Origin of the sequence: Streptomyces laurentii (assembly GCF_040635425.1) — a bacterium.
Taxonomy (GTDB): domain Bacteria; phylum Actinomycetota; class Actinomycetes; order Streptomycetales; family Streptomycetaceae; genus Streptomyces; species Streptomyces laurentii.
Genome location: NZ_JBEYHT010000054.1, coordinates 24,792 through 47,913 on the forward strand (window position 1 = coordinate 24,792; position 23,122 = coordinate 47,913).

Annotated in this window: 21 protein-coding genes and 2 pseudogenes; 14 read left to right on the forward strand and 9 right to left on the reverse strand. The window is 72.4% G+C overall.

Translation table 11 applies throughout. The features are described from left to right. Window position 1: 1 nt before the first annotated feature. Complete coding sequence (locus ABZ693_RS27650) at window positions 2-748, forward strand: oxygenase MpaB family protein (RefSeq protein WP_359882540.1); 747 nt, start codon at window positions 2-4, stop codon at window positions 746-748. A 216-nt stretch (window positions 749-964) separates the two neighbouring features. Here ABZ693_RS27650 and ABZ693_RS27655 read toward each other — a convergent pair whose 3' ends face one another. After that, window positions 965-2,239, reverse strand: a complete 1,275-nt coding sequence (locus tag ABZ693_RS27655) for a choice-of-anchor A family protein (RefSeq protein ID WP_359882543.1) — start codon at window positions 2,237-2,239, stop codon at window positions 965-967. A 417-nt stretch (window positions 2,240-2,656) separates the two neighbouring features. Between ABZ693_RS27655 and ABZ693_RS27660 the strand changes: the two are divergent. Then, a pseudogene (locus tag ABZ693_RS27660) lies at window positions 2,657-2,926 on the forward strand (protein-L-isoaspartate O-methyltransferase family protein); the annotation flags it as partial. Window positions 2,927-3,009: 83 nt separating this feature from the next. Next, entirely contained in the window at window positions 3,010-3,417 is a 408-nt protein-coding gene (locus ABZ693_RS27665; RefSeq protein ID WP_359882609.1) for a class I SAM-dependent methyltransferase, read from the forward strand. A 186-nt stretch (window positions 3,418-3,603) separates the two neighbouring features. Here ABZ693_RS27665 and ABZ693_RS27670 read toward each other — a convergent pair whose 3' ends face one another. Both ABZ693_RS27670 and ABZ693_RS27675 read right to left on the reverse strand, forming a co-directional pair. Further along, complete coding sequence (locus tag ABZ693_RS27670) at window positions 3,604-6,132, reverse strand: excinuclease ABC subunit UvrA (protein ID WP_359882545.1); 2,529 nt, start codon at window positions 6,130-6,132, stop codon at window positions 3,604-3,606. A gap of 23 nt (window positions 6,133-6,155) precedes the next feature. Beyond that, entirely contained in the window at window positions 6,156-6,689 is a 534-nt protein-coding gene (locus ABZ693_RS27675; RefSeq protein WP_359882548.1) for a pyridoxamine 5'-phosphate oxidase family protein, read from the reverse strand. Window positions 6,690-6,935: 246 nt separating this feature from the next. Between ABZ693_RS27675 and ABZ693_RS36190 the strand changes: the two genes are divergently transcribed. From ABZ693_RS36190 to ABZ693_RS27690, 3 genes are all read left to right on the forward strand, one after another. Next, a complete protein-coding gene (locus tag ABZ693_RS36190; protein WP_435842562.1) occupies window positions 6,936-7,217 on the forward strand; it encodes a transposase in 282 nt (93 codons plus the stop codon). Between the two features lie 180 nt (window positions 7,218-7,397). After that, window positions 7,398-8,078, forward strand: a complete 681-nt coding sequence (locus ABZ693_RS27685; protein WP_359882606.1) for a class I SAM-dependent methyltransferase — start codon at window positions 7,398-7,400, stop codon at window positions 8,076-8,078. Window positions 8,079-8,249: 171 nt separating this feature from the next. Next, window positions 8,250-8,780, forward strand: coding sequence for an EF-hand domain-containing protein (locus ABZ693_RS27690; protein ID WP_359882550.1), 531 nt, complete (start codon window positions 8,250-8,252; stop codon window positions 8,778-8,780). A 210-nt stretch (window positions 8,781-8,990) separates the two neighbouring features. On the opposite strand, the gene ABZ693_RS27695 is transcribed toward ABZ693_RS27690, so the two are convergent. Continuing rightward, complete coding sequence (locus tag ABZ693_RS27695) at window positions 8,991-10,604, reverse strand: FAD-dependent oxidoreductase (RefSeq protein ID WP_359882552.1); 1,614 nt, start codon at window positions 10,602-10,604, stop codon at window positions 8,991-8,993. Window positions 10,605-10,670: 66 nt separating this feature from the next. Between ABZ693_RS27695 and ABZ693_RS27700 the strand changes: the two genes are divergently transcribed. Continuing rightward, window positions 10,671-11,237 carry a helix-turn-helix domain-containing protein gene (locus ABZ693_RS27700; RefSeq protein ID WP_359882555.1) on the forward strand — a complete coding sequence of 189 codons (567 nt, stop codon included), beginning with the start codon at window positions 10,671-10,673 and terminating at the stop codon, window positions 11,235-11,237. A 166-nt stretch (window positions 11,238-11,403) separates the two neighbouring features. Beyond that, window positions 11,404-11,681: pseudogene (locus ABZ693_RS27705) on the forward strand (hypothetical protein); the annotation flags it as partial. A 31-nt stretch (window positions 11,682-11,712) separates the two neighbouring features. Here ABZ693_RS27705 and ABZ693_RS27710 read toward each other — a convergent pair. Beyond that, complete coding sequence (locus ABZ693_RS27710; RefSeq protein ID WP_359882558.1) at window positions 11,713-12,108, reverse strand: cupin domain-containing protein; 396 nt, start codon at window positions 12,106-12,108, stop codon at window positions 11,713-11,715. Window positions 12,109-12,160: 52 nt separating this feature from the next. On the opposite strand from ABZ693_RS27710, the gene ABZ693_RS27715 reads away from it, so the two are divergent. Then, entirely contained in the window at window positions 12,161-13,153 is a 993-nt protein-coding gene (locus ABZ693_RS27715; protein ID WP_359882560.1) for a GlxA family transcriptional regulator, read from the forward strand. A gap of 333 nt (window positions 13,154-13,486) precedes the next feature. On the opposite strand, the gene ABZ693_RS27720 is transcribed toward ABZ693_RS27715, so the two are convergent. Next, window positions 13,487-14,536: a phosphotransferase family protein gene (locus tag ABZ693_RS27720; protein WP_359882563.1), complete on the reverse strand. Its 1,050-nt coding sequence runs from the start codon at window positions 14,534-14,536 to the stop codon at window positions 13,487-13,489. A gap of 140 nt (window positions 14,537-14,676) precedes the next feature. Further along, the gene (locus tag ABZ693_RS27725; RefSeq protein WP_359882566.1) at window positions 14,677-15,087 is read right to left on the reverse strand and encodes a DUF5997 family protein; all 411 of its coding nucleotides are present in this window, start codon (window positions 15,085-15,087) and stop codon (window positions 14,677-14,679) included. A gap of 235 nt (window positions 15,088-15,322) precedes the next feature. Here ABZ693_RS27725 and ABZ693_RS27730 point away from each other — a divergent pair, with 235 nt between their 5' ends. After that, window positions 15,323-16,126, forward strand: a complete 804-nt coding sequence (locus ABZ693_RS27730) for a LysR family transcriptional regulator substrate-binding protein (protein ID WP_359882569.1) — start codon at window positions 15,323-15,325, stop codon at window positions 16,124-16,126. A 135-nt stretch (window positions 16,127-16,261) separates the two neighbouring features. On the opposite strand, the gene ABZ693_RS27735 is transcribed toward ABZ693_RS27730, so the two are convergent. After that, the gene (locus ABZ693_RS27735) at window positions 16,262-17,725 is read right to left on the reverse strand and encodes an MFS transporter (protein ID WP_359882571.1); all 1,464 of its coding nucleotides are present in this window, start codon (window positions 17,723-17,725) and stop codon (window positions 16,262-16,264) included. A 286-nt stretch (window positions 17,726-18,011) separates the two neighbouring features. On the opposite strand from ABZ693_RS27735, the gene ABZ693_RS27740 reads away from it, so the two are divergent. From ABZ693_RS27740 to ABZ693_RS27755, 4 genes are all read left to right on the forward strand, one after another. Then, window positions 18,012-18,467 carry a MarR family winged helix-turn-helix transcriptional regulator gene (locus ABZ693_RS27740; RefSeq protein WP_359882574.1) on the forward strand — a complete coding sequence of 152 codons (456 nt, stop codon included), beginning with the start codon at window positions 18,012-18,014 and terminating at the stop codon, window positions 18,465-18,467. A gap of 81 nt (window positions 18,468-18,548) precedes the next feature. Next, window positions 18,549-19,271 (forward strand): (Fe-S)-binding protein, encoded by a 723-nt coding sequence (locus ABZ693_RS27745; RefSeq protein WP_359882577.1) that lies wholly within the window; start codon window positions 18,549-18,551, stop codon window positions 19,269-19,271. Then, a complete protein-coding gene (locus ABZ693_RS27750) occupies window positions 19,268-20,758 on the forward strand; it encodes a lactate utilization protein B (RefSeq protein WP_359882579.1) in 1,491 nt (496 codons plus the stop codon). Before ABZ693_RS27745 ends, ABZ693_RS27750 begins: the two co-directional genes overlap by 4 nt. Further along, entirely contained in the window at window positions 20,755-21,438 is a 684-nt protein-coding gene (locus ABZ693_RS27755) for a LutC/YkgG family protein (RefSeq protein ID WP_359882582.1), read from the forward strand. The genes ABZ693_RS27750 and ABZ693_RS27755 overlap by 4 nt, the downstream gene beginning before the upstream one ends. On the opposite strand, the gene xylB is transcribed toward ABZ693_RS27755, so the two are convergent. Further along, window positions 21,431-23,017, reverse strand: coding sequence for a xylulokinase (gene xylB / locus ABZ693_RS27760; protein WP_359882586.1), 1,587 nt, complete (start codon window positions 23,015-23,017; stop codon window positions 21,431-21,433). The two genes, ABZ693_RS27755 and xylB, sit on opposite strands and share 8 nt — an antisense overlap. Window positions 23,018-23,122: the final 105 nt, after the last annotated feature.

Below are 23,122 nucleotides of genomic sequence, written 5' to 3' on the forward strand. Positions count from 1 at the left end.
CATGCGGACCCCGGACGGCGGTGCGACGGGTCACCAGCCCGGCGATCCGGGGCTCTTCGGCCCCGGATCCGTCACCTGGCAGCTCCACGGCGACCCCGTCATGTGGATCGGCGGGGTGTGCGCCCTGTACCTCCAGGCGCTGCACCCCGCCGCCGACCGCAATGTCGTGATCAACAGCGACTTCCGCCGGGACGCGTGGAGCCGTCTGATGCGCACCGCGCGCCTCGTCGGCACCCTCACCTACGGCACTGCCGAGGCCGCCGGCGCCCGGGTCCGCCGGATCCACCGGCTGCTCGGCATCGACGACCCCGTGCTGCTGTGGGTGCACTGCGCCGAGATCGGCTCCCCCACTGTGTACGGCTTCGACGCGGCGAAGCTGCGGGCCGCCCGCACGGCCGCCGGTGCCTCGGTCGCCCACATGGCCCGCGAGGTCCGCGTCGCGGAGCGGGCGGTGAGCCTCTACCTGGCCGGGACGCGCGTGCCGAAGCCGGAGGTGCTACCGCGCCTGGCGAAGGCGGTCGGCGTCTCCCCGGCGGATCTGTGCACCGTCGAGCACGAGCGCCTGGTCCGCCTGCGAGTGTTCGCCGCCGCAGCCGCGCCGAGATGGCACAGCGGCTCGGCGTCGCCGAAAAAAACGTACCGGCAGCTGGAGACCACCGGGCGCCGCGGAACCCTCGCCCACTACGACCGTGCGCGCGATGAGTGGATCGCCTGGGACGACTGGGCCGCGTCCTCCGCCGCCGGCTGACCGGGGCCGGGCGCCAGGATCCGTCTGTGCCACCGCGATCCGCCGCGCCCGCGCCGAACGCCGCGCTGCCCAGACCGTGGCAGCTCCAGCGCTTGCCGTGCCCGGGCCCACCGGGCAGGTCCGGGCACGGGGTTCGGCCCGGAGTCCAGGAACGTCGGCGTCTGTCGAACGCCCTGTCACACCACGAGGGTGCGGCGGATCGGGGTGGACCCGGTGTCAGGCTCGTCCGGAGCGGCGGCGGGCCGCGATGACGAGGCCGGCGCCTGCGGCGAGGACCACGACGGTGCCGATCACCAGCGGGACGGTGCCGCTGCTGCCGGTGGAGGCGAGATCTCCGTCCTTCTTGCCGGGCGGGGTGCTGTCGGCGGGGGCGGGGGTGCCCGGCGCGGCGGGGGTGGAGGTGCTCGTGTCCGGGGTGTCGCTCGCCGACGGCGTCGCGGGGGTGGAGGGCGTGGCGGTGGTGGGAGGCGGGGTCGTGGGGGTGCTGGACGGCGTGGTGGGAGGCGGGGTCTCGCCGGTCTCCGGGAGGCAGCCGGTGAACGGGAAGTGGTGCGTCTCGGCGCCGCCCGAGCCGCGCAGCGAGGCGACCCACACCGATCCGTTGACCGGGGCGCCAGTGCCCAGGTCCAGGTGCGCCTTGGGGGCCAGCACGCTGCCGGGCCAGGCGGCCTTGCTGCTCTTGGTGACCGTGGTGGCCTCGGGGAAGTTCCACAGCAGGCGGGCGCGGACCTTGCCGTCGGAGGCACTCTGGAGTTTGTCGTCGAGTACGTAGTCCTGGCCGCCGGAGAGGAAGAAGCCGGTGGTGCCGGCCTTGGCCATGTCGTACGTCGTGCCGCTGACGTTGACGATCGCGGTGGCGCCGGCGGGGACCTTGAGGTAGATGTCCTTGGCCTTCTCCAGTTGGTCGGCCGTCACCTTGAAGACGTTGCGGGTGGTGTTCCCGCCCTCCAGGGTGAGTTTGCTGCCGCTCGGGGTCACTTCGGTGCCGGCAGACGCCGGTTGCTTCGCCAGTGCGGCGGAGTAGGACCGGAGCTTGCGGAACTCGGCGTCGAAGTCGATCAGGTCGGCGTTCTTGCCGAAGGTGCCGGAGTGCATTTCGAGGGCTCGGTCCTTGACCCTGCCGCCGACGACCGCGTTGCCCTTCATCACCGCGGTGACCGAGTCGTCGTTGAGCAGTTCGCCCCGGACGACGAGTGACGCCCGGCCGGGCAGGGCGTCGACCTCTGCGGTCGTCAGTTCGTTGGCGACGCTGAAGCCGCCGCGGAAGTCGGCGTTGCCGCCTACGGCCACCGCGCCTTCCGCGTCGGGGGTGTGGGCGTTGTCACCGAGGACGAACTCGCCGTACTTTCCGGCGATCCCGAAGACGTCGGTGGTGCAGCCCGCCGTGTCGGCGGCGGGTGTGGCCTGTGCGGCGGGGACGGCCGCGAGGCCGAGGACGAGGGCTCCGCCGAGCGCTGCGGACGCGGCAGCGGCGGTTGCGGATATGCGCATAGGGGGTGTCTCTCCAACGGAGGCGCTTACGAAGATTCCGTGGTAATTCCGGTCATAGTCTTCACGAAATCACGCATTGGTCAAGACCAATCCGCAGGGTAATCCTTTGTCCCGTTGTCGGTACCTGCCCGCGCGGTGTCGCCACGGGCGCGGTCGTGACGGTCCGGCAGCACCGTGGACCACGCCGCGAACACGTGTGCCGCGCATCCCGTGCCGAAGAAGCAGACCACCGTCTCGAAGAAGGCCCGGACCGACGCCCGCGAGGGCGAGAAGTTCACCACGGCCTACCGCCGCCACGACCGGCCCCAGCTGTCTCCTGCCGAGCTCCTTGCGCTCGGAGTCGCCAACGAGCGCAAGCACGCTGCGAAGTACGCCGACGATGAACGGAGCCGGGAGGCCCGCACCGCCCAGAACCGGATGCAGGAGCTGCACATCGACCCGCATGTCACCGAGGCCACCCGCGAGCGGCTGTCGACCCTCGGCTTCCGGCCGGCCGTGGTGACCGGGGACGGCACCACCGGGTGGTCCGACGCGGGCCCGTACGACCGGAACTTCGTCTCCTTCGCCGTCCGCCACGTGCCGCAGGCCCTGGTGAAGCAGCCGGCGCCGGGCGGGCGCGCGCTGATGACGCTCGGGACGTCGTCGCCGTCGTGGCCGGGCCTCGCCGTGCTCGAAAGACGGCCGGACGGGAGCGTGGAAGCGGAGCTGCGCGCAGTCGAGTTCGGCCACCGCGCCGGTGCCGGCTTCTCCCGGCCGCCACCCAGCACGGTGTGCCCGCCCCCGTCCTCCTGGACCTGGGGACCGGCACCGGCCAGGCCCCCCGCGCACTGCTGCCCGTACTGCACCGCATGGTGCACATCGACCTGGTCGACGTGCACAAGTCGACGCTGGAGGCGGCCCGCGCCGCGCTCGTACCGGTCCGCAGAGCATGCACGGTCGACGTCTTCACCGGCTCCGCCCACCTCTTCGCCCCCGGCGCGCCCGGCCGGGCGCCCACGCTGATCACCAGCTGTAGGTCGTTCCACCGGATGTCCCGCTCGGAGGTCCTGTCGATGGCCGGCCGAGTGGCCGCGCCGCACGCCGTCGTGGCGATCATGGGCGACGGCAGCCTCTGGACCCGCCAGGCCGACTGGACGGCCGCCCTGCGGGAGCTGATGCAGTGTGACGTTGATCGGTAGTTGGCGGGTTTGATCGATAGTTGGCGAGCCGTGGTTTGGTGACTGTGAGTTGGTGGTGGTGACGGAGATACGCGGCGGCTCGGGCTAGCCCCGGTCCCGGGGCAAGCCATGCGTGGCCCGTGGCGAACGGTCAGCCGCTGCGGACCACGCATGCGACCCCGCCGGTCGCGCCAGGCTCGCCGTACGTCAGCGCCGTGCGTCCTCCGAGGCGTCCAGGAGCGGCAGGCCGGCCGCGTACCGGCGGAGGTATCCGGCGGTGGGAGTGTCCGCGCCGGCGACGGTGTCGGGGGTGCCCTGCGCGACCACCGCGCCTCCGTTGGGGCCGGCTCCCGGTCCGAGGTCGATCACCCAGTCCGCGGACGCGGCGACGGGGATGTCGTGTTCGGCCACGACGACGGTGTTGCCGGAGTCGAGCAGCATGTCGAGCGCCTCGACGACCCGTTGGATGTCGGACGGGTGCAGGCCCGAGACGGGTTCGTCGAGGACGACGAGGCCGGCCTTGCGGCTCGCCGCGCCGCGCTGGATCGCGGACGCGAGTTTGAGGCGCTGGGCCTCGCCGCCGGATAGCTCGGTGGCGCTCTGGCCGAGTCGGAGGTAGCCGAGCCCGACCCGGTCGAGCGCAGCGAGGGTCTCCGTGAGCTGCCGGGGTTCGGTGAAGACCTCCCCGGCCTCGGCGACGGTCAGGTCCAGCACCTGGTCGATGGACAGCCCCCGGTAGGTGACCTTCAGGGCCTCGGGCCCGTAGCGCCGGCCGTCGCACGTGTCGCACACCACCCACATGTCGGGGAGGAAGTGCATGTCGACGAGCCTGCGGCCGTAGCCGGTGCAGGTATCGCAGCGGCCGCCGGTGGTGTTGAAGCTGAACCAGGAGGCGTCGACGCCGCGCGCGCGTGCCGTGTCGGTGGCGGCGAACAGTTTGCGGACGATGTCGAACGCCTTGCTGTACGTGGCCGGGTTGGACCGCGGCGTGCGCCCGAGGGGTTCCTGGTCGACCACGGCGACCCAGCCGAATCCGTCGAGTCCGGTCACCTCGCGCACGGTGTCGGCGGCCGTGCCTCTGAGGGCGGCCGCCGCGCCCGCGGCGAGTGCGCCCAGGACGCTGCTCTTGCCGCTGCCGCTGACCCCGGTCAGGCAGGTGAGTCGCCCGGCAGGGAGGCGCAGCAGCTCCGCGGCCGCGTTGTGGGCGTGGAGGCCGTGCAGTTCCACCCAGTCGGCGTCATCGCGGACCGGGCGGGGGGTACGGCGCAGTCGCGGCCCGTTGCCGGCCAGGTAGCGGCCGGTGACCGAGGCGGGGTTGGCGGCGGCCAGGGCGGGTGAGCCAGAGACCAGGACCTCGCCGCCGAGGCGGCCCGCGCCGGGTCCCATATCGACGATCCAGTCGGCGCGGGCGATCAGTTCGGGGTCGTGTTCGACGAGGAGGACGGTGTTGCCGGCTTCGCGCAACTCCAGGGCGATGTCAAGGAGGTGTTTCTTGTCCGCCGGGTGCAGCCCGGCGGAGGGTTCGTCCAGGACGAAGATGATGTCGCTCAGCTCGGTGCCGAGCTGAGCGACGAGCCGGGTGCGCTGCAACTCACCGCCGGACAGAGTGGCGGCGCTGCGGGACAGCTGCAGGTGGGCCAGGCCGAGCCGGTCCAGGAGGCGGAGCCGGCGTCCGAGGTCTTGCAGCAGGGGCTCGCCGACGGTGCGCTGCCGGGTGTCAAGGGAGTCGGCGACGTGCCCGGCCCAGCGGCGGACTTCGCGTACGTCCACGTCCAGCAGATCGGGGTAGGTCAGGCCGCCGAGACGTACGGACCGGGCGACCCGATCGAATCCGCTGCCGTGGCAGGTGTCGCAGGGCTGCTTGCGCATGTACGGCAGGTAACGCTGCTTGGCGTCGGCCGTCTGGGCGTTGACGAACACCCGTTCCACCTCGGCAAGCGCGCCGCGCAGCGGTTGGCTGGAGGTGTAGGTCATGCGGGCCGTCTCGTTCTTGTTCGGGATGTCGACGGTGGCCTCGACCGCCTCGTCGCCGGTGCCGTACAGGACGTCGTGCCGGAACGCCGCGGGCAGCGACTGCCAGGGCCCGCCGAGGTCCACGCCGCGTTTGGCGGCGAGTGCGGGGACGAACACGTGCTCTCCGGACCTCCATTTGGCATACCAGGGGGAGGCGCCTTCGAAGAGGGGGAGGTCCGGGCGGGTGATGACGAGCTCTTCCTGGGCTTGCCAGCGTCCGCCGGCGCCGTGGCAGTCCGGGCAGCTGCCTTCCGGGGTGTGGCGGTCGAAGTGCGCGGTGGTCAGGGGCCCGGCGCCGGTGTCCGCGGCCGGGCCCGTGCTCGTGTCCGGGCCGATCCGCGGGAGGCGCGAGTAGAGCAGGCCGAGGTGCCCGTCGATCCCGGTGATGGTGGCGACAGTGGAGCGGGGGTTGCGGTTCAGGCGACGCTGGTCGACCGCGAGCGTGGCGCCGAGGCCGAGGATGCGGTCGACCTTGGGGCGGTTGCGCTGGGTGATGTACTGGCGTACGAACGGCGAAAGGCCCTCCAGATACCGCAGTTGGGCCTCGCTGTGCAGGGTGTCGATGGCGAGTGAAGTCTTGCCGCTGCCGCTGACGCCGGTGAAGGCGACGAGCCGGCCTTTGGGGATGCTGACGGACACGTCGCGCAGGTTGTTGGTGCGGGCGCCCACGACGTCGATGGTGTCGCGCGTCTTGCCGGCCCCGGCAGCGTGTGGGGCCGGCATGCGCGTGTCCGGTACGGGTGGGGTCACGCCTCGGCCGCCTTCCCGCCGAGCTTGGCGAGGTCGGGGGCGAACACGGTCATCCACTGCGGGTGCAGCCGGTAGAAGACCACGTCGTTGTCCCAGTCGAAGGCGTCGTCGCCGTAGAAGTCCCGGAAGTACGCGAGCAGGTCCGGCCAGTCGGCGGCCGGCTCGCCGCGGTGGGGGTTGAGGACCTCCGCGGTGCCGTGTGTGAACACGCCCAGGTCTTCCCCGCGCATGTGCGCGGCGCTGACGGCGGGACGGGCGGCGAGGTGCCGGGCTTTGGCGGCGCCGCGCGAGGTGCCGAAGTGCCACTTTCCGTGCAGGAAGTGCCCGTCCACGCCGCTGATCCGCGGCTCGCCCTTCGCCGTCACGGTGGACAACGCAAGCGTGCACATGCCGGTGAGCACGCGAGTGAGCTGCTCGGCGGTGAGCGTGCGCTCGCTGCTGATGATCGACCGCAGGTGCGCCGTGGAGCGGGAGAGCGAGGCGTCGAGAAGGGCTTGGAGCCGGTGGAGATCGTCGGGTGTTTCGCGCATGAGGGTCCTTGTCTGTCCGTCGTCCCGGCCCGCGCCACCACGACACCGACCGGCGCCCCCACTGTCTCCACAAAACCCGACATCCTCTGTCGTATTTCTTGCGGTGTCCTCTGCACCCTGCCATCGGGGTGTGGGCAGGCGTACAGGCGACGACCGGCTGCGGACACGCCGCGACCCTGCGCCGCGCCCGCGGCTGGGCGGTGCCGGAATGTTCCGGACGGGTTGTGGGAGACCGCCAAGCTGTTCATGACGCTGTTCGCGGCGATCATCTACGTGCTGGTCAGCGGCTGTGCCTGGCGGGCTCTGCCGCCCTGCTTCGGCGTCTCCAAGTCATGCCCGTCGTCGGTTCCGCAGGTTCACCACGGAACGTGCACCCGCTTCGAGGCTGTTTGTGGCTCGATCGAACACATCGAGGGGCATCGCGAGGCAGAAGCCCGTCAACTCGCCTGCGCGTCGCTCACGCGCTCGACCTCACCCTCATTCGGGCGAGATTCCATATCCTTTGCGCATTTTATCGGGATTCCGTAAATAGGCTCCCTGTACACCCGAACGGCTTTCCTTTTCGAAGGAGAATTCGACATCACCGCGGCATACGAAATCGAGCGTTACGGAGAAAAGCTCTTCTCGGCTTCCCACAGCAACGAGGGCGAACGGCTGGAATGCCTGGCCGGCGCGCTCGACCCGGTCAGCCGGCGGAACCTGCTCGCGCTGGGCCTCGAAGCCCAGTGGACATGCCTGGACGTCGGCCCGGGCGCGGGCACGTTAAGTGAGTGGCTGGCGTCCGTCGCCGGATCGGCCGGGCAGATCGCGGCTGTCGACCGCGACACCCGGCTCCTCGGCCACCTCGCCGCCAAGGGCGTGAAGGTCATCGAGGCGGACATCACCGACCCGGCCTTCCATCCGGCGGGCCGGTTCGACCTCGTACACGCCCGGTTGGTCCTGATGCATCTGCGGGACCGGGAAGAGGTGTTGCGCCGCCTGGTCTCCTGGCTCAAGCCCGGCGGTCTGCTGGTGGTCTCCGACGCCCTCGCGGTCGGCGGTGAAACCTCCCCTCACGAGGCGTACCGACGCACGATGACCGCCTATTGGCGCTTGCTGGCCGAGACAATCGGCAGCGACAGGCACTGCGTCGCGCATTACCCCAGGATGTTCACCGAGCTCGGGCTACGGGACATCGGCATGGACACGCACCTGCCGGCCGTGGGCCTCGACACCAGGTTCGGCCGCTTCCTCGCACTGTCGTTGGAGCAGACCAGGGAGCGGCTCATGGCGGCCGGGCTGCCCGCGGCCGTCTACAACGCGGCGATCCAGCACCTGGACAACCCCATGACCAGGGAGATGTTCTTCGCCATGGCCACCTGCTGGGGCCGGACCCCGACCGTCCCATAACGGCCTACCGGGGGCAGGCACAGGCCGGCCCCCTTCCCACGCTTTCCTGATAATTCACTCCTCAGAGTGAAGAAGCGTTAACCCGGCCAATGGCCGACGGAATTCCCCAAGAATGCCTCCAAGTCCGGGTGCGGATCCTGGACTCGGCACCCTATAAAGAGAGACGGAATCATGCGAAACGAAGCCGTTCAGCGTGCCGCGCTGATTTTCCAGCTGCTCGACGCCAACGGGAACGGGGTGCTCGACGCCAAGGACTTCGAACTCAACGCCGACCGGGTGCTGGCCGTCGCGACGGACTCGCGGCCGGAGGCCAGGAATGCGCTGGCCGACAGCATGCGCCGCTGGTGGGAGGTGCTGGTGGGGGCGCTGGACACGAACGGTGACGGCGTGATCAGCCCACAGGAGTTCGAGGCATCCGTGCTCAATCCCGAGCTGTTCGGCCCGGCCGCCGACGACTTCGCCAACGCGCTCGCCGCACTCGGCGACCCGGACGATGACGGCCTGATCGAGCGGACCCGCTTCCTCGCCCTGATGACCGCATGGGGCTTCGCCGCACCGAACATCGACTCGCTGTTCGACGCATTCCGACCGGACCCCGACGACCGGATCACGGTGACCTCCTGGGCCGATGGCATCCGCGACTACTACACACCCGGCCTGGCCGGAATCCCCGGCGACCGCCTGGTCTCGATCCCGGCCTGACCCACCGATCGACGCTCTGATGGCCCGGCCCAGCAGCCGCTACGAATCGCACGGTGCGGCCCGTCGAGGACATCGTCACGCAGGGCCCCAGGGGCCGGGCCCGCAGGCCGACAGCGTCTGTGCCATCTGAGCGCACGCGCTTTGTCCACGCGGCCCGCGTTCGTGCTTCGACACGGACGCGGGCCGTTGCCGTGTGCTGGTGGCGGCGGCTCAGCTCGCCCGGCGGGCGCGCAGTACCCGGTCGTCGGCGTGGTGGGCTGCGCCGGCCGAGCCCGGGGGACGGGGGCGCTTGTCGTCGACCTCGATGGTCCAGCCGGCTGTGGCCTTGATCGCGGTCACGAAGTCGTCGATGTGCAGGTAGGCGTCGGGGTCGAACGGGCGATGCCCGTGCTGTGGGTCGCGCATCGCGTCGAGGTCGTGGCCGAGGATGACCAGGGAACCGCCGGGGGCGACGGCGTCGAGCACATTGTGGACGCCGCGCAGGTCGGGCGTACGAGGGATCGACGCGTACGCCGCCGAGACAAGGTCGAACCCGCCCTGTGCCGACCTCTGGGTAAACGGCTCCCAGGCGTTGGCATCGGCCGGCTCGCACGTGACAGTCAGGTCGCGCCGCTCGGCCTCGACCCGGATCCGGTCGAGCGCGCGCGAGGAGATGTCACTCGCGGTCACCTCCCAGCCCTGTTCGGCCAGCCAGAGCGCGTCACCGCCCTCGCCGGCGCCGACGTCGAGCGCACGGCCGACGGGCAAGCCGGTCACTTCCGCGACCAGCGAGCCGTTCGGGTTGCCGCTCCAGAGCGGGTCGCCGGAGTAGCGGTGATCCCAGTCGGCGACGGAGCCGGACAGGCGGGCCGCGGTGCGCACGTCCTCGGCGGCGAGACTCATCGCGACGGCGCCACCGACGCGGCCGCCGTGGGCGGCGGCCTGGAGCACCTGCTGACTGGGATCCGTGACGCTGCCGACCGCGTAGACCCCGTCGATGGCGGTGGCGCCCATCGCGTCGGCCTCGATCACCTCACCCATGCCGGTCGGGTGGGGCGAGGGCCGCAGGCCGAGTCCGGTGAACGGCTCGGCGCGTGGCGAGAAGCGCGGGTTGATCAGGATCGCGTCGGCACCGATCGTCGAGCCATCGATCAGCCCGATCCCGGTGAGGCGGCCGTCCGCACCAGTGAGGACACGGTGCGCGGTGGTGGCGAGGCGTACGTCGACACCCGCGGAGACGAGGGTGGGGATCTCGGACTCGTCGACCTCCACACCGTCCGCGACGAGCACGGTCAGACGCGCGGACAGCTGGCGCAGCAGTGGCGTGACGTGCAGCCCCATCGGATGGGCGACGAGCTGGACGAGTCGCTGGTCGCGGGCCTCGTAGCCGTGGCAGAACGGGCAGTGGATCACCGCCCCGCCCCAGTGGTCCGCCAGCCCCTCGACCTCGGGGAGGTCGTCGACCAAGCCGGTCGCGACGACGATCCGGCGGGCGACGACGGAGGTGCCCTCGGCGAGCTCGACGACGAAGAGTTCGCCGTCCCCGGCCACCCGCACGGCGCGGCCGGACAGCACTTCGCCCCCGTAGCGGCGCACCTCCGTGCGACCGGTGGCGAGCAGCTCCGCCGGGTCGGTGCCGTCGCGTCCCAGGAAGCTGTGCATGTGCGCCGCGGGCGCGTTGCGCGGCTCGCCCGAGTCGACCACGATCACCGACCGGCGCTGCCGGCCGAGCTGCAGGGCGGTGGCGAGGCCGGCGGCCGATCCGCCGATGACGGCGACGTCGCAGTGGCGGATGACGGCCGGAGCGGCAGATGTGTGTGAGGGGGCGGTGTGGTGATGGCTCATGTCCGCCACCGTAGAAACCTCTGGCGTTATGTGCCAGACTCCTTGCGGAATTCGCAAGGAGGAACCGTGAGCCGACTCGCCGACATCGAGCACGTCGTCCGGACCCGGCTGCGCAGCCTGCGCACCACGCTCGGACTTTCCCTCGACGAACTCGCCGCGCGCACCAACCTGAGCCCGTCGACGATCAGTCGCGTCGAAACCGGGAAGCGCACCATCAGCCTCGACGTACTGCTTCCGCTCGCTGCCGGCCTCCAGGTCGGCCTGGACGCACTGCTCGATGTGAGCGGCGACGACGACGTGGTCATCCGCCCCACGTCGAGCCGGATCGAGGGGCGCACGACGTGGGCACTGAGCAGGCCGGACAGCAGCACGGTCGCGGTGAAGGCGCTGATCGAGCCCACCGCGGCCCGGCCACAACAGCGGGTCCACCCCGGCCACGACTGGCTGTTCGTGCTCAGCGGGCGACTCCTGCTCCTGCTCGGCGATCGCGAGATCGCCGTCGAGGCCGGCGAGGCGGCCGAGTTCGCCACCATGACCCCGCACGCGTTCGCCGCGGTCGACGGTCCGGCCGAGCTGTTGATGATCTTCGACCGCGACGGGCAGCGCGCGCACGTGCATCGCGGGAAGGAGTGAGCGGCGGGCCCACCACGGTCCGATGCGGGTAGCGCTGCACCGCAGGAACAGCCAGCGCCGTATTCGCGGTGCACGGACTTCGGCTCCACCCCGGACGGACGAGGCCGTACGGAGCGCGCTGCTGTCGCTGCCGGAGCTGATGGAGCTGATGGAGCTGATGGAGCGGCCGTACCGGATGCTGCGAAGCCGGCAGGTGTTCGCGAGGAACTCCTCGAGTGAGGTGACCCGCGGGCGAAGCTGCCGGCCGGCCAGGAGTGGCGGCCGACCGTGCCGGCCTCGCTGAACCTGCCCGGAGAGGCGGGCGGGTACCTGGCGGCGCGGGCCGCGCTACTGGACGGCACCTACCGTGAGGGCGCCGGCCGGGTCACGGACAACGTGCAGGTCGTCTTCGACGGCGGCCGGCTGCACTTCGCCGCCATGGAGCTGGAGCCCGAGCCGGCCTCCAGCGGCACGGGCGTGTACGAGGCATGTCGAATCAGGTACCGAGTGCGTGTCCGGTCGTTGCGTCGACGTGCTCTGGGATCTCGTCGTGGCGATCGCCCACAGTCGGTGTCCCTGTGGGCTCGAACATGAGGATCGCGGCGCCGGAGGGAGCATGCGGCTTGTGCTCTGTGCCCCGGGGGACGGTGAAAACCGCCCCCTGCGGGAGCAGGACCGTGCGCTCCCCGTCGGGCTCGCGCAGGGAGATGCTCAGCTCGCCGTCGAGTACCAGGAAGAACTCGTCGGTGTCGTCGTGAACGTGCCAGATGTGTTCACCCTCGACCTTGGCGATGCGGACGTCGTAGTCATTGACGCGCGTGACGATGCGGGGGCTCCACAAGGCATCGAAGGAGGCCAGAGCCTTGCCAAGGGGGATGGGTTCGCTGCTCATGGGCTCATACTGAGCCGTTTCGCATGGCCGCCGTGAGTGCTAGGAATCGCATATGCCGAAAGAATCCTCGCAAGCAGCTCACGTGGCGGGCGTACACCGGGTCGTCGTGATCGTGGACGAGAACTCGAACCCCTTCGAGCTCGGCTGCGCGACCGAGGTCTTCGGTCTGCGCAGACCGGAAATCGGCCGTGATCTCTACGACTTCAGGCTCTGCTCCCCCGAGCCCCGCACCCTGATGAGAGACGGATTCTTCACGCTCACGGGAGTCGCCGATCTCGAAGCGGCCGACACAGCGGACACCTTGATCGTCCCCAACCGCCCGGACACCGAAGTGCCCCGACGTCCCGCGGTGCTCGATGCCATCCGTCGGGCACACTCCCGGGGTGCGCGCCTGGTCGGCTTCTGCAGCGGCGCCTTCACGCTGGCCGAGGCCGGTGTCCTCGACGGGCGCCGGGCCACGGCGCACTGGCAGTGGGCAGATGCCTTCCGGGCCCGCTTTCCCTCTGTGCGGCTCGAAGCAGACGTGCTGTTCGTGGATGACGGTGACATCCTCACCGCGGCAGGCAGTGCAGCCGCGCTCGATCTCGGACTGCATGTGGTCCGCCGCGACTACGGCGCGGAGGTCGCCAACTCGGTGAGCCGACGGCTGGTCTTCGCGGCGCACCGGGATGGTGGGCAGCGGCAGTTCGTGGAGCGTCCCATGCCTGATCTGCCAGACGAGTCCTTGGCGCCTGTCCTGGCCTGGGCTCAGGAACGGTTGGACTCACCGCTCACTGTGTCTGGCCTTGCGGCGCGCGCGGCGGTCAGTCCGGCGACTCTGCATCGCCGCTTCCAGGCGCAGCTGGGAACGACGCCGCTGGCGTGGCTGACGGGGGAGCGGCTCGCCCTGGCGTGCCGGTTGATCGAGCGAGGTGAGTCCCGGTTCGAGGTGGTCGCGCGACGCAGCGGGCTTGGCACAGCCGCCAATCTGCGCACGCTGATGCGCCGGGAGACCGGCATCACGCCATCTGCGTACGAGCGTCGGTTCGGGCCGGAGGCACACTGACGACGGGATCCCGCACGCTCACGTGCCGGCCCTGGCCGATCCCCGAAGGTGTCGCACTGCGTCGTTCCGGATCAGGTTGCCGGACAGATCGTCTCCGTGAGTCGAAGGGATGCCGGCGACGGCCGGCGGTGCCCGATGCCCGCTTACTCCCCAGGAGCGGAGAGGGCATGAGGCTCGGGCCCCCGAGTCGCCCTCATAGGAGGCGACGAGGGTGTGGACTGCCGATGCAACACTCCAGTGCTGCCCTATCGCCGGTCTCTATATGCATCTCTGACCTGCAACGATGCCATCACGGAATCTTCAACTCGCAGAGTCTTCAGGGCGGTTGGCACGTCAAGGCAGGTCGGGTGCGGTGAACAGCTCGTCGAGCCAGGCGGCGCTCGCCTCGTGGCAGTCGTCCGCCGGGCTGCCGGGGAAGAGCCGGCCCCAGGAGACGGCGCGGCTGAGGGCGCCGAGCCGGACGGCGAGTGTGGCGGCGCGGCGCAGGGCCGGCATCGGGGTTCCCTGCTCGGCCCAGGGTTCCAGGTACGCGTCGCGGGCGCGGGCCATGGCCTCGGGCCCGTACTGCTCGTGTACGGCCCGGGCGGGGACGAGCAGGCTGGTGAAGGGGTGCGCCACGGCGGCGTCGCCCCAATCGAAGAAGGTGTAGCGGCCGGGCGCGGGAGCGAGGATCTGGCCGTCGTGCAGGTCGCTGTGGTCGAGCGTGTCGGGGATCGCGTACGTGTCGAGTTCGGCGCACCAGTCGAGGAGCCGGGGGCGGCGCTCCAACAGCGCGCGGCGGGTGTCCGGGGCCAGGGTGGGATGGTCCTCGACGAGGCGGTCGAAGATCCCGGGCAGGTCGGCGGTGCGGGCGCCGGGGACGCCGAGGCGCGTCATCCGCTCGGCGTGCGGGGTCAGGGCGCGCTGCATACGGGCGTACTGGCCGAGGGCCACCGTCCAGTCGTCGGGTCCGGCGACACCGTCGTCGAGGGCATTCCGGAACAGTGGGCCGCCGTCGGGGAACAGGATCCAGCCGCGGTCGGCGTCCACCGCCAGCGGGGTCATGACATGGCCGGGGGTCCACTCGGCGAGCGCCTGGCCGAGCGCCGCCTCGAAGGCGGCGGCCGGGGCACTCGCCTTGAACCAGACGGCGTCGCGCGAGCCCGGGCCGGTCCGGAAACGGATGAGCACCGACCAGGGCCGGATGCGCGCCTCGCGCGGCCCGGTCTCCCGCAGACCGTGTTCCGCGATCGCCCGCTCGGCCCAGTGCAGCGCGGCGGCGCGCCAGGCGGCGTCCTCCCAGGGGGTGACGGCGCCGGCGAACCGGCCGCGGTCGACGATCGTGCGTATCCCGTGGCCGCTCGCCGCCCCGGTGTCCACCTGGGTCCCGCTCTCGTGTCGCATGCGGCGATCAGATCATCGCGGGCGAGGGGCGGGCACGTGATTTACCGGCCGGCCGGATGCCGCCGGGGCGGGTGCGTCCCCGCACCGGACGCCCGCGGGGGCGTCCGGCACACAGGACGGACGCGACGAGGACGCGACGGTCAGTCGCGCTGGTCGTTCGTGTCGGCGCGGGCGGCCTTCTCGGCCTGCGCCTCCTTGATGCGGACGGCTTCCTTGCGCACCTCGGCCTGGGTCGCCCGCTCCTTCTGCAGCCACTCGGGGTTCTCGGTCTTGAGGGCCTCGATCTGCTCGGTGGTGAGGGCCTCGGTGACGCCGCCGCGGGCGAGACCGGAGATCGAGACACCGAGCTTGGCCGCCACGACGGGGCGGGGGTGCGGGCCGTCGCGGCGCAGGTCGCGCAGCCACTCCGGCGGGTCGGTCTGGAGGGCGTTCAGCTCGGCGCGGGAGACGGCACCCGCACGGAACTCGTCAGGGGTGGCGTCGAGGTACACGCCCAGCTTCTTCGCCGCCGTGGCGGGCTTCATCGTCTGGGCGCTCTGGTGCTGGGTCATGCCGACAAGAATATCGGCCAAGGCCGCCCTCGCCGACCACGGCCGGTAATCTGGCCTGGTGACAGGCTCGGACGCATCTTCCCCCAGCTCCCCCGCCCCTTCCCCGGCCTCGGCAGCCGCCGCGGAGCCCGCCGATTCCCCGGCGCCCGCGACGTCTTCGGAGCCCTCGGCTGCCCCGGAGCCCTCGGCGGCCCCGGCAGCCCCGGTCTCCTTCCGGCTGGCGTACGTGCCCGGGGTGACGCCCGCGAAGTGGGTGCGGATCTGGCGGGAGCGGCTGCCCGGCGTGGTCCTCGAGCTGGTGCAGGTCACGGCCGGCGAGGCGGACGGGCTGCTGCGGGAGCGCGGCGCCGACGCCGGTCTCGTCCGCCTTCCGGTGGACCGTACGGTGCTCAGCGCGATCCCCCTCTACGAGGAGACGACCGTCGTCGTCTGCCCCAAGGACCACCTGGTGGCCGCGACGGACGAAGCGGACGAGGTGCGCGTCGAGGACATCGCCGACGAGATCGTGCTGCATCCGCTGGACGACACGCTGGACTGGGCGGCCGAGGGGCGCGAGGGCCCGCCGGGACTGCCCGCGTTCGAGCGGCCGGCGACGACGGGGGACGCGATCGAGCTGGTGGCCGCCGGGATCGGGCTGCTCGTCGTACCGCAGTCGCTGGCCCGGCTGCACCATCGCAAGGACCTCACGTACCGGACGATCACCGGCACGCCGCAGTCGCGGGTGGCGCTGGCATGGCCGGAGGACGCCACCACCGATCTGGTGGAGGACTTCATCGGGATCGTGCGCGGGCGCACCGTGAACAGCTCGCGCGGCCGGCGGCCGGAGGAGCGGGCGAAGGACGGGGCCAAGGGCGGCGCGCAGGGCGCGGCCAAGGGTGCGAAGGCCGGGAGCGCGAAGGCCGGGGGCACCGGCCAGCGCAAGAGCCGGCAGCAGCCGCAGCCCGGCCGTCAGGGCCAGAAGGCGGGCGGCGGGCGGCGGACCGGAGGCGGCGCCCCGAAGAGCGGCGGCCGCTCCGGGAAGCCGCGCCGCCACTCCTGACCGCACGAACCGCACGAACCGCACGGACCGCACGAACCGCACGAACCGCACGGAGGAACGTCGCCGTCGTCCGCACTGGGCGACGGCGACGGCTCCCCCGGTCCCTTCGCGTACCGGCCCGTGTGCGCGGGACGGTCAGGCCGTGGTCTCCCGCACCGCCGGGGCGGGCTGGGCGCCGGCCGGCTCCGGGGCGGCGGCGAGCGGTCGTACGGGGATGAACGCCGCGACGACGGAGGCCAGCAGCGCGACGCCGCAGCCGATCATCAGGGCCACCTTGAAGCCGTCCTCGGAGGGCAGGACGTGGCCGCCGAGGTCGATGGTCAGCTGGGCGAGGACGACACCGATGACGGCGGCGGACACGGAGCTGCCGATGGAACGCATCAGGGTGTTGAAGCTGTTCGCGGAGGCCGTCTCGTGCTGCGGCACGGCGCCCATGATGAGGGCGGGCATCGCGCCGTACGCGAGGCCGACACCGGTGTTGCAGACGAGGGTGACCACGAGCAGACCCCAGGTGGAGCCCATGAGGAACATCGAGGAGCCGTAGCCGAGGGCGATGACGAGGCTGCCGACGGACAGGGTCACCTTGGGGCCGCGGGCGGCGGAGAGCTTCGCGCCGAGCGGGGCGAGGGCCATCATCATGAGGCCGGCCGGGGCCATCCACAGGCCCATCCCCATCATCGACTGGCCGAGGCCGTAGCCGGTCGCCTCGGGAAGCTGCAGCAGCTGCGGGACGACCAGGGACTGCGCGTACATCGCGAAGCCGACCAGGATCGACGCGAGGTTGGTCACCAGGACCTGCGGGCGGGCGGTGGTGCGCAGGTCGACCAGCGGGTCGCGGGTGCGCAGTTCCCAGACGCCCCACGCGAGCAGGATCACGGCCGCGGCGGCGAACAGGCCGAGGGTGGTGGCGCTGCCCCAGCCCCAGCCGGAGCCCTTGGAAACGGCGAGGAGCAGGGCGACGAGTCCGCCGCCGAGGCCGACGGCGCCGAGCACGTCGAAGCGGCCCGCCTTGGCGCTGGTCACGCCCGCAGGGACGAGCAGGAAGACGAGGACGCCGACGAGCAGGCTGAGGCCGGCGGCGACCCAGAACAGCACGCGCCAGCTGGCGTGTTCGGCGACGGCAGCCGAGAACGGCAGGCCGAGCGCGCCGCCGACGCCCATGGAGGCGCTCATCAGGGCGATGGACGAGCCGAGCCTCTCGGGCGGCAGGACGTCGCGCAGCAGGCTGATGCCGAGCGGGACGATGCCCATGCCGAGGCCCTGCAGACCGCGTCCGACGATCATCGGGACGACGGCGGAGGACAGGGCGCAGACGACCGAGCCGACGACGAGCGGGGCGGTGGAGGCGAGCAGCAGGCGGCGCTTGCCGAACATGTCGCCGAGCCGTCCGGCGACGGGGGTGGCGACGGCCGCGGCGAGGAGCGTCGCGGTGATCACCCAGGAGGCGTTGGAGGCGGAGGTGTGCAGAAGGGTGGGCAGGTCGCCGATGAGGGGGACGACGAGCGTCTGCATGAGGGCGGCGACGATGCCCGCGAGGGCGAGGACGCCGACGATGCCGCCGCCCCCTTGGGGGCGAACGGCGGGGGCGCTGGCGGACATGAAGTCTCCTGGGTCGGGACAAGGCCGGATCGGCCGGTCGGGTGGTGCCGTGATCACGCGGTACGAGCCGTCGCCCGGCGGACGGGCGGGCCGGCGGGCGAGACGTCGGAGGGCGACGCGGCGGCACGAGCGTTGTGTAACGTACACAGAATGTGCATCATGCACAAGTGTGCTCGAGTCATGGCGGAGCCACGGACGGGGCTGCCTATGCTGAGCAGGACCTCTGTTCCTCCGCCCGGCGGTTCCCCTCCGCCCCGACGACCCCACCCGCTGCGACAGGATCCCGATGGACAAGCCCACGCATCTGATCGAGTTCGAGACCATGCTCCTGGCGCGGCACTCCCTCCTGCACACACCGCGCGCCCGGTCGGCGGGCTGGCAGCTCGACCGCAGCGCGTATCTGCTGCTGAGCCGGATCAGCATGGACGGGCCGATGTCCATCAGCCAGCTGAGCGAGGCCTTCGGCCTGGACGCCTCGACGCTGAACCGGCAGACGGCGGCGATGCTGCGCGCCGGGCTCGTCGAGCGGATCCCCGACCCTGACGGCGGCATCGCGCGCAAGTTCCGGATCACTGAGGAGGGGCTGCTACGGCTGGACACCGACCGGGCGTACAACATCGAGGGACTGGAGCGGGTGCTCTCCGCCTGGACGCCCGAAGAGGTGGCCGATTTCGCCGCCGTGCTGGAACGTTTCAACCGGGACATCGAACGACTCGACGGGCGGCCCTGGCCCCGCCCCTGACCCCGGCCCGGTCCCGGCCCAGGCACCCGGCCCCGGCGGCCCCGCCCCTGGACCGGCCGGAGAAGCGGAGGAAGCGCGCACATGCGTGTCGCCCTGTTCGTCACCTGCGTCAACGACGCCCTGTATCCGGCGACGGGGGTGGCGACCGTCCGGCTACTCGAACGCCTCGGCGTCACCGTCGACTTCCCGGCCGCGCAGACCTGCTGCGGGCAGCCCCAGTTCAACACCGGCTACCGGGCCGAGACCGCCCCGCTCGTCCGGCGCACGGTGCGCGCCTTCGAGGGGTACGAGTACGTGGTCACCCCCTCCGGTTCCTGCGCCGCGATGCTCCGCCGCCACTACGGGCAGTTCGGCCCCGAGGCGGCCGAACTCGGGCCACGCACATACGAGTTGACCGAGTTCCTGGTGGACGTGCTGGGCGTGACCGATGTCGGCGCGTACTACCCGCACCGGGTGACGTACCATCCCTCCTGCCACGGACTGCGGCTCCTCGGCCTCGGCGACCGGCCGCGCCGGCTCCTGGAGGCGGTCAAGGGCCTGGAGCTGGTGGAACTGCCCGGCGCGGAGGAGTGCTGTGGCTTCGGCGGCACCTTCGCGGTGAAGAACCCCGACGTGTCGGCGGCGATGGGCACCGACAAGGTGCGGAACGCGCTCGCGTCCGGGGCCGGGGTGCTGTGCGGCGCGGACAACTCCTGTCTGATGCACCTGGGCGGCACGATGAGCCGGATGGGGGTGCTGCCGCGGCTGCGGCCGGTGCACCTCGCGGAGATCCTGGCGAGCACGGAAGAGGAGCCCCTGACATGAGCGGTACGTTCCTGGGCATGCCCGGGTTCGCGTCGGGCGCCCGCCGCCGCGGCGCGGCGGAGAACGGGAACACGGGGGCGGACCCCGGCTTCCCGGCCTTCCCGGAGGCCGCGCACACGTCCGTGCACGACGAGCGGCTGCGCGGCAATCTGCGGCACGCCACCCACACCATCCGCGACAAGCGGGCGCGGGCGGTCGCCGAGCTGGCCGACTGGGCGGAGCTGCGGGAGGCGGGCCGGCGGATCAAGGACCGGACACTGCGTCATCTCGACCGCTATCTGCTGCAGTTGGAGGAGGCGGTGACGGTGGCGGGCGGCACGGTGCACTGGGCGGCGGACGCCGCCGAGGCCAACCGGATCGTCGCGGACCTGATCCGGGAGACCGGCGAGACCGAGGTCGTGAAGATCAAGTCGATGGCCACCCAGGAGATCGGCCTCAACGAGGCCCTGGAGGCCGAGGGCATCCACGCCTACGAGACCGATCTCGCCGAGCTCATCGTCCAGTTGGGCGACGACCGGCCCTCGCACATCCTCGTCCCGGCGATCCACCGCAACCGGGGCGAGATCCGCGACATCTTCCGGGACCGGATGGGTGATTGGGGGCGGGCGGCGCCCGAGGGACTCACCGACACGCCCGCCGATCTCGCCGAGGCCGCCCGGCTCCATCTGCGCGAGAAGTTCCTGCGGGCCAAAGTCGCCGTCTCCGGCGCCAACTTCATGGTGGCGGAGACCGGCACGCTCGTCGTGGTCGAGTCCGAGGGCAACGGGCGGATGTGCCTCACCCTCCCCGAGACCCTGATCTCGGTCGTCGGCATCGAGAAGGTCGTGCCGACCTGGCGGGACCTGGAGGTGTTCCTGCAGACCCTGCCGCGCTCCTCGACCGCCGAGCGGATGAACCCGTACACCTCGATGTGGACCGGCACCACCGACGGCGACGGGCCGTCCCGCTTCCATCTGGTGCTGCTCGACGCGGGGCGCACCGACACCCTCGCCGACGCGACCGGCCGGCAGGCGCTGCGCTGCATCCGCTGCTCGGCCTGCCTGAACGTGTGCCCGGTGTACGAGCGGGCCGGCGGGCACGCGTACGGCTCGGTGTACCCGGGGCCGATCGGCGCCATCCTCACGCCCCAACTGCGGGGTACGGAAAGCGAGATCGACGCGTCGCTGCCGTACGCCTCCTCGCTGTGCGGTGCCTGCTACGAGGTGTGTCCGGTCGCCATCGACATCCCCGAGGTGCTGGTCCATCTGCGCGAGCGGGTCGCCGCGCGGGGCGGCCCGGGGCACCGGCTCGAACGCGCGGCGATCAAGGCGGCGGGCTGGGTGCTCGACCGGCCCGGGGTGCTCGCCGCGGGCGAGCGGCTCGCGCACCGGACGCGCGCGCTGCACCCGGGGAACGTGCCGGGCGCCGGGGCCTGGACCGACAGCCGCGACCTGCCCGAGATGCCGGCGGAGTCGTTCCGCGACTGGTGGAGGAAGAACCGCACATGACCGCCTCACCCACCCCCGCCTCCGCCGCCGCGTCCGGTTCCCGGGAGCGGATCCTGGCCCGGATCCGGGCCGCCGTCGCCGGCGCGCCGGAGGCTCCCGAGCCGGACCGCGGCTATCTGCGGCAGCACGCGCCCGACGACCCGGCGGCGCTCACCGCTCTGCTGCACGAGAACCTCGCCGACTACCGGGCCGTCGTCCACCGCACCGCGCCCGGCGGGCTGCCGGGGCTCGTCGCACGGCTGCTCGCCGCGCACGGGGCCCGCAGTGTCGCCGTACCGCCCGGGCTGGACGATCAGTGGCTCTCCGCCACACCCGACGAGGTCGAACGGCGGCCGGACGACGGCTCCCTGACGGCCCGTCGGCTGGACGCGACGGACGCGGTGCTCACCGGCTGCGCCGTGGCCGTCGCCGAGACCGGCACGCTCGTGCTGGACGCCGGGCCGGGCCAGGGGCGGCGCGCGCTGACCCTCGTACCCGATCTGCATCTGTGCGTCGTACGGGTTCCGGACCAGGTGGTGGCCTCGGTGCCGCTGGCCCTGCCCCGGCTGGACCCGGCCCGCCCGCTCACCTGGATCTCCGGGCCGTCCGCGACCAGCGACATCGAACTCGACCGGGTGGAGGGCGTGCACGGCCCGCGCCGCCTGGAGGTGATCCTGCTGGAGGGGCCCGCCGTCAGCTGAGGAGGGCCGGTGTCGCCCGGTCCAGGACGTCCGCGACGCGCCGCCAGGTCGCCTCGTCCCGCTCGACGGGCTCCAGGGTCTCCCCCGCGCCGGTCCCCCAGGCGCCGGCGATCGCGACCGGGTCGGCCCCGTCGTGCGAGGTGTCGCCGGACGCGGCCGCGGCGGCGAGGGCGGCGGCGCCGAGGGCGACGAGTTCGGTGGCGGCGGGGACGATCAGCGGGCGGCCGGAGAGCCGGCGCACGGTCTTCGTCCAGAGCTTCCCGCGCGCGCCGCCGCCGATCAGCCGCAGCGGCCGGTCCCGTACGGCCGGGTCGGCGGGGTCGAGGCCGCAGGTGGCGAGGAGTTCGTCGAGGGCGCGCAGGACGGTGAAGACGGCGCCTTCGTAGGCGGCGCCGAGCAGTGCCTGCGGGGTGCTGGCGTGCCGCAGGCCGGTGAGCAGTCCGGCGGCGTGTGGCAGATCGGGGGTGCGTTCGCCGTCGAGGTACGGCAGGAGGACGAGGCCGTCGCCGGGGGTGGCGTCCTCGCGGTCGAGGCCGAGCAGGGCGGCCACCTTGTTGACGGCGAGGGTGCAGTTCAGGGTGCAGCCGAGGGGCAGGTAGGTGCCGTCGGTGGCGGCGAAGCCGGCGATGCCGGGGCTCGCGGGGCGGGTGCGGGTGGCGGCGAAGACGGTGCCGGAGGTGCCGAGGCTGACCACCGGGTGGTCGAGGAGGCCCCGGGCGCCGAGGCCGAGGCCGACGGCGGCGGCCATGTTGTCGCCGGTGCCGGCGGCGACGGCGATGCCGGCGGGCAGTCCGAGGACGTCGGCGGCGGCGCGGGTGAGGGTGCCGGCCCGGGTGCCGCCGGTGGGGGCGACGGCCGGGAGCAGGGCGGGGTCGAGGCCGAGGAGCGTGAGCAGGTCGGGGTCGTGGGCGGCGCGGCCGGTGTCGTACCAGCCGGTTCCGGAGGCGTCGCCGGGGTCGGTGACGGCTTCGCCGCAGAGCCGTTCGGTGAGGAAGTCGTGCGGGAGGCGGACGGCGCCCGTGCGGGAGGCGACGGCGGGTTCGTGTTCACGCAGCCATTGCCATTTCGCGGCGGTGACGGAGGCGACGGGGACCGATCCGGTGCGTTCCAGCCAGGCGTCGGGGCCGCCGAACGCGCCGGTGAGGGCGGCGGCTTGGGGCGCGGAGCGGGTGTCGTTCCAGAGCAGGGCGGGGCGCAGGGGCCGGCCGCCCGGGGTGTCGAGGGTGACGAGGCCGTGCTGCTGGCCGGCGACGGCGATGCCGGTGACGGCGCGGGCGGGGACGTCCGCCTGGGCGAGGGCGTCGGCGACGGCGTGGGCGAGGGCGGTCCACCAGGTCTCGGGGTCGCTCTCGCGGGCGCCGTGCGTGCCGGTGACGGTGTGCGGGGCGCGGCCGAGGCCGAGGAGCGCGCCGGTGGCGGTGTCGACGACGACGGCCTTGGCGGACTGGGTGGAGCTGTCCACGCCGACGACCACGGGACGGTGAGGGCGGGCGGTGCCGCGGGGGTGCGGGGCCGCCCCGCGCTGGGGGGCCGTCGCGTGTCGCGGGTGGTGCGGCGCGGGCTCCGGGTGGTCGGCCATGGGTGGGCACCTCTCCTTCCCCGGGTGCGGGCTCTGGCGCCCGACGGCACCCCGGGGGTATTAGTTATCGCAGAAAACAAATCCGGCGGCCAGCCTCGCCGCCGG

Excerpts from the sequence above, each read along its gene's own strand:
- ABZ693_RS27715 (WP_359882560.1), top strand. The coding sequence starts at position 12,161 with ATGCCGAAAGAATCCTCGCAAGCAGCTCACGTGGCGGGCGTACACCGG.
- ABZ693_RS27745 (WP_359882577.1), top strand. The coding sequence starts at position 18,549 with ATGCGTGTCGCCCTGTTCGTCACCTGCGTCAACGACGCCCTGTATCCG.
- ABZ693_RS27675 (WP_359882548.1), bottom strand. The coding sequence starts at position 6,689 with ATGCGCGAAACACCCGACGATCTCCACCGGCTCCAAGCCCTTCTCGAC.
- ABZ693_RS27735 (WP_359882571.1), bottom strand. The coding sequence starts at position 17,725 with ATGTCCGCCAGCGCCCCCGCCGTTCGCCCCCAAGGGGGCGGCGGCATC.
- ABZ693_RS27650 (WP_359882540.1), top strand. The coding sequence starts at position 2 with ATGCGGACCCCGGACGGCGGTGCGACGGGTCACCAGCCCGGCGATCCG.
- ABZ693_RS27720 (WP_359882563.1), bottom strand. The coding sequence starts at position 14,536 with ATGCGACACGAGAGCGGGACCCAGGTGGACACCGGGGCGGCGAGCGGC.
- ABZ693_RS27670 (WP_359882545.1), bottom strand. The coding sequence starts at position 6,132 with ATGCCGGCCCCACACGCTGCCGGGGCCGGCAAGACGCGCGACACCATC.
- ABZ693_RS27740 (WP_359882574.1), top strand. The coding sequence starts at position 18,012 with ATGGACAAGCCCACGCATCTGATCGAGTTCGAGACCATGCTCCTGGCG.
- ABZ693_RS27755 (WP_359882582.1), top strand. The coding sequence starts at position 20,755 with ATGACCGCCTCACCCACCCCCGCCTCCGCCGCCGCGTCCGGTTCCCGG.
- ABZ693_RS27750 (WP_359882579.1), top strand. The coding sequence starts at position 19,268 with ATGAGCGGTACGTTCCTGGGCATGCCCGGGTTCGCGTCGGGCGCCCGC.
- ABZ693_RS27690 (WP_359882550.1), top strand. The coding sequence starts at position 8,250 with ATGCGAAACGAAGCCGTTCAGCGTGCCGCGCTGATTTTCCAGCTGCTC.
- xylB (WP_359882586.1), bottom strand. The coding sequence starts at position 23,017 with ATGGCCGACCACCCGGAGCCCGCGCCGCACCACCCGCGACACGCGACG.
- ABZ693_RS27655 (WP_359882543.1), bottom strand. The coding sequence starts at position 2,239 with ATGCGCATATCCGCAACCGCCGCTGCCGCGTCCGCAGCGCTCGGCGGA.
- ABZ693_RS27710 (WP_359882558.1), bottom strand. The coding sequence starts at position 12,108 with ATGAGCAGCGAACCCATCCCCCTTGGCAAGGCTCTGGCCTCCTTCGAT.
- ABZ693_RS27725 (WP_359882566.1), bottom strand. The coding sequence starts at position 15,087 with ATGACCCAGCACCAGAGCGCCCAGACGATGAAGCCCGCCACGGCGGCG.
- ABZ693_RS36190 (WP_435842562.1), top strand. The coding sequence starts at position 6,936 with ATGACGCTGTTCGCGGCGATCATCTACGTGCTGGTCAGCGGCTGTGCC.
- ABZ693_RS27695 (WP_359882552.1), bottom strand. The coding sequence starts at position 10,604 with ATGAGCCATCACCACACCGCCCCCTCACACACATCTGCCGCTCCGGCC.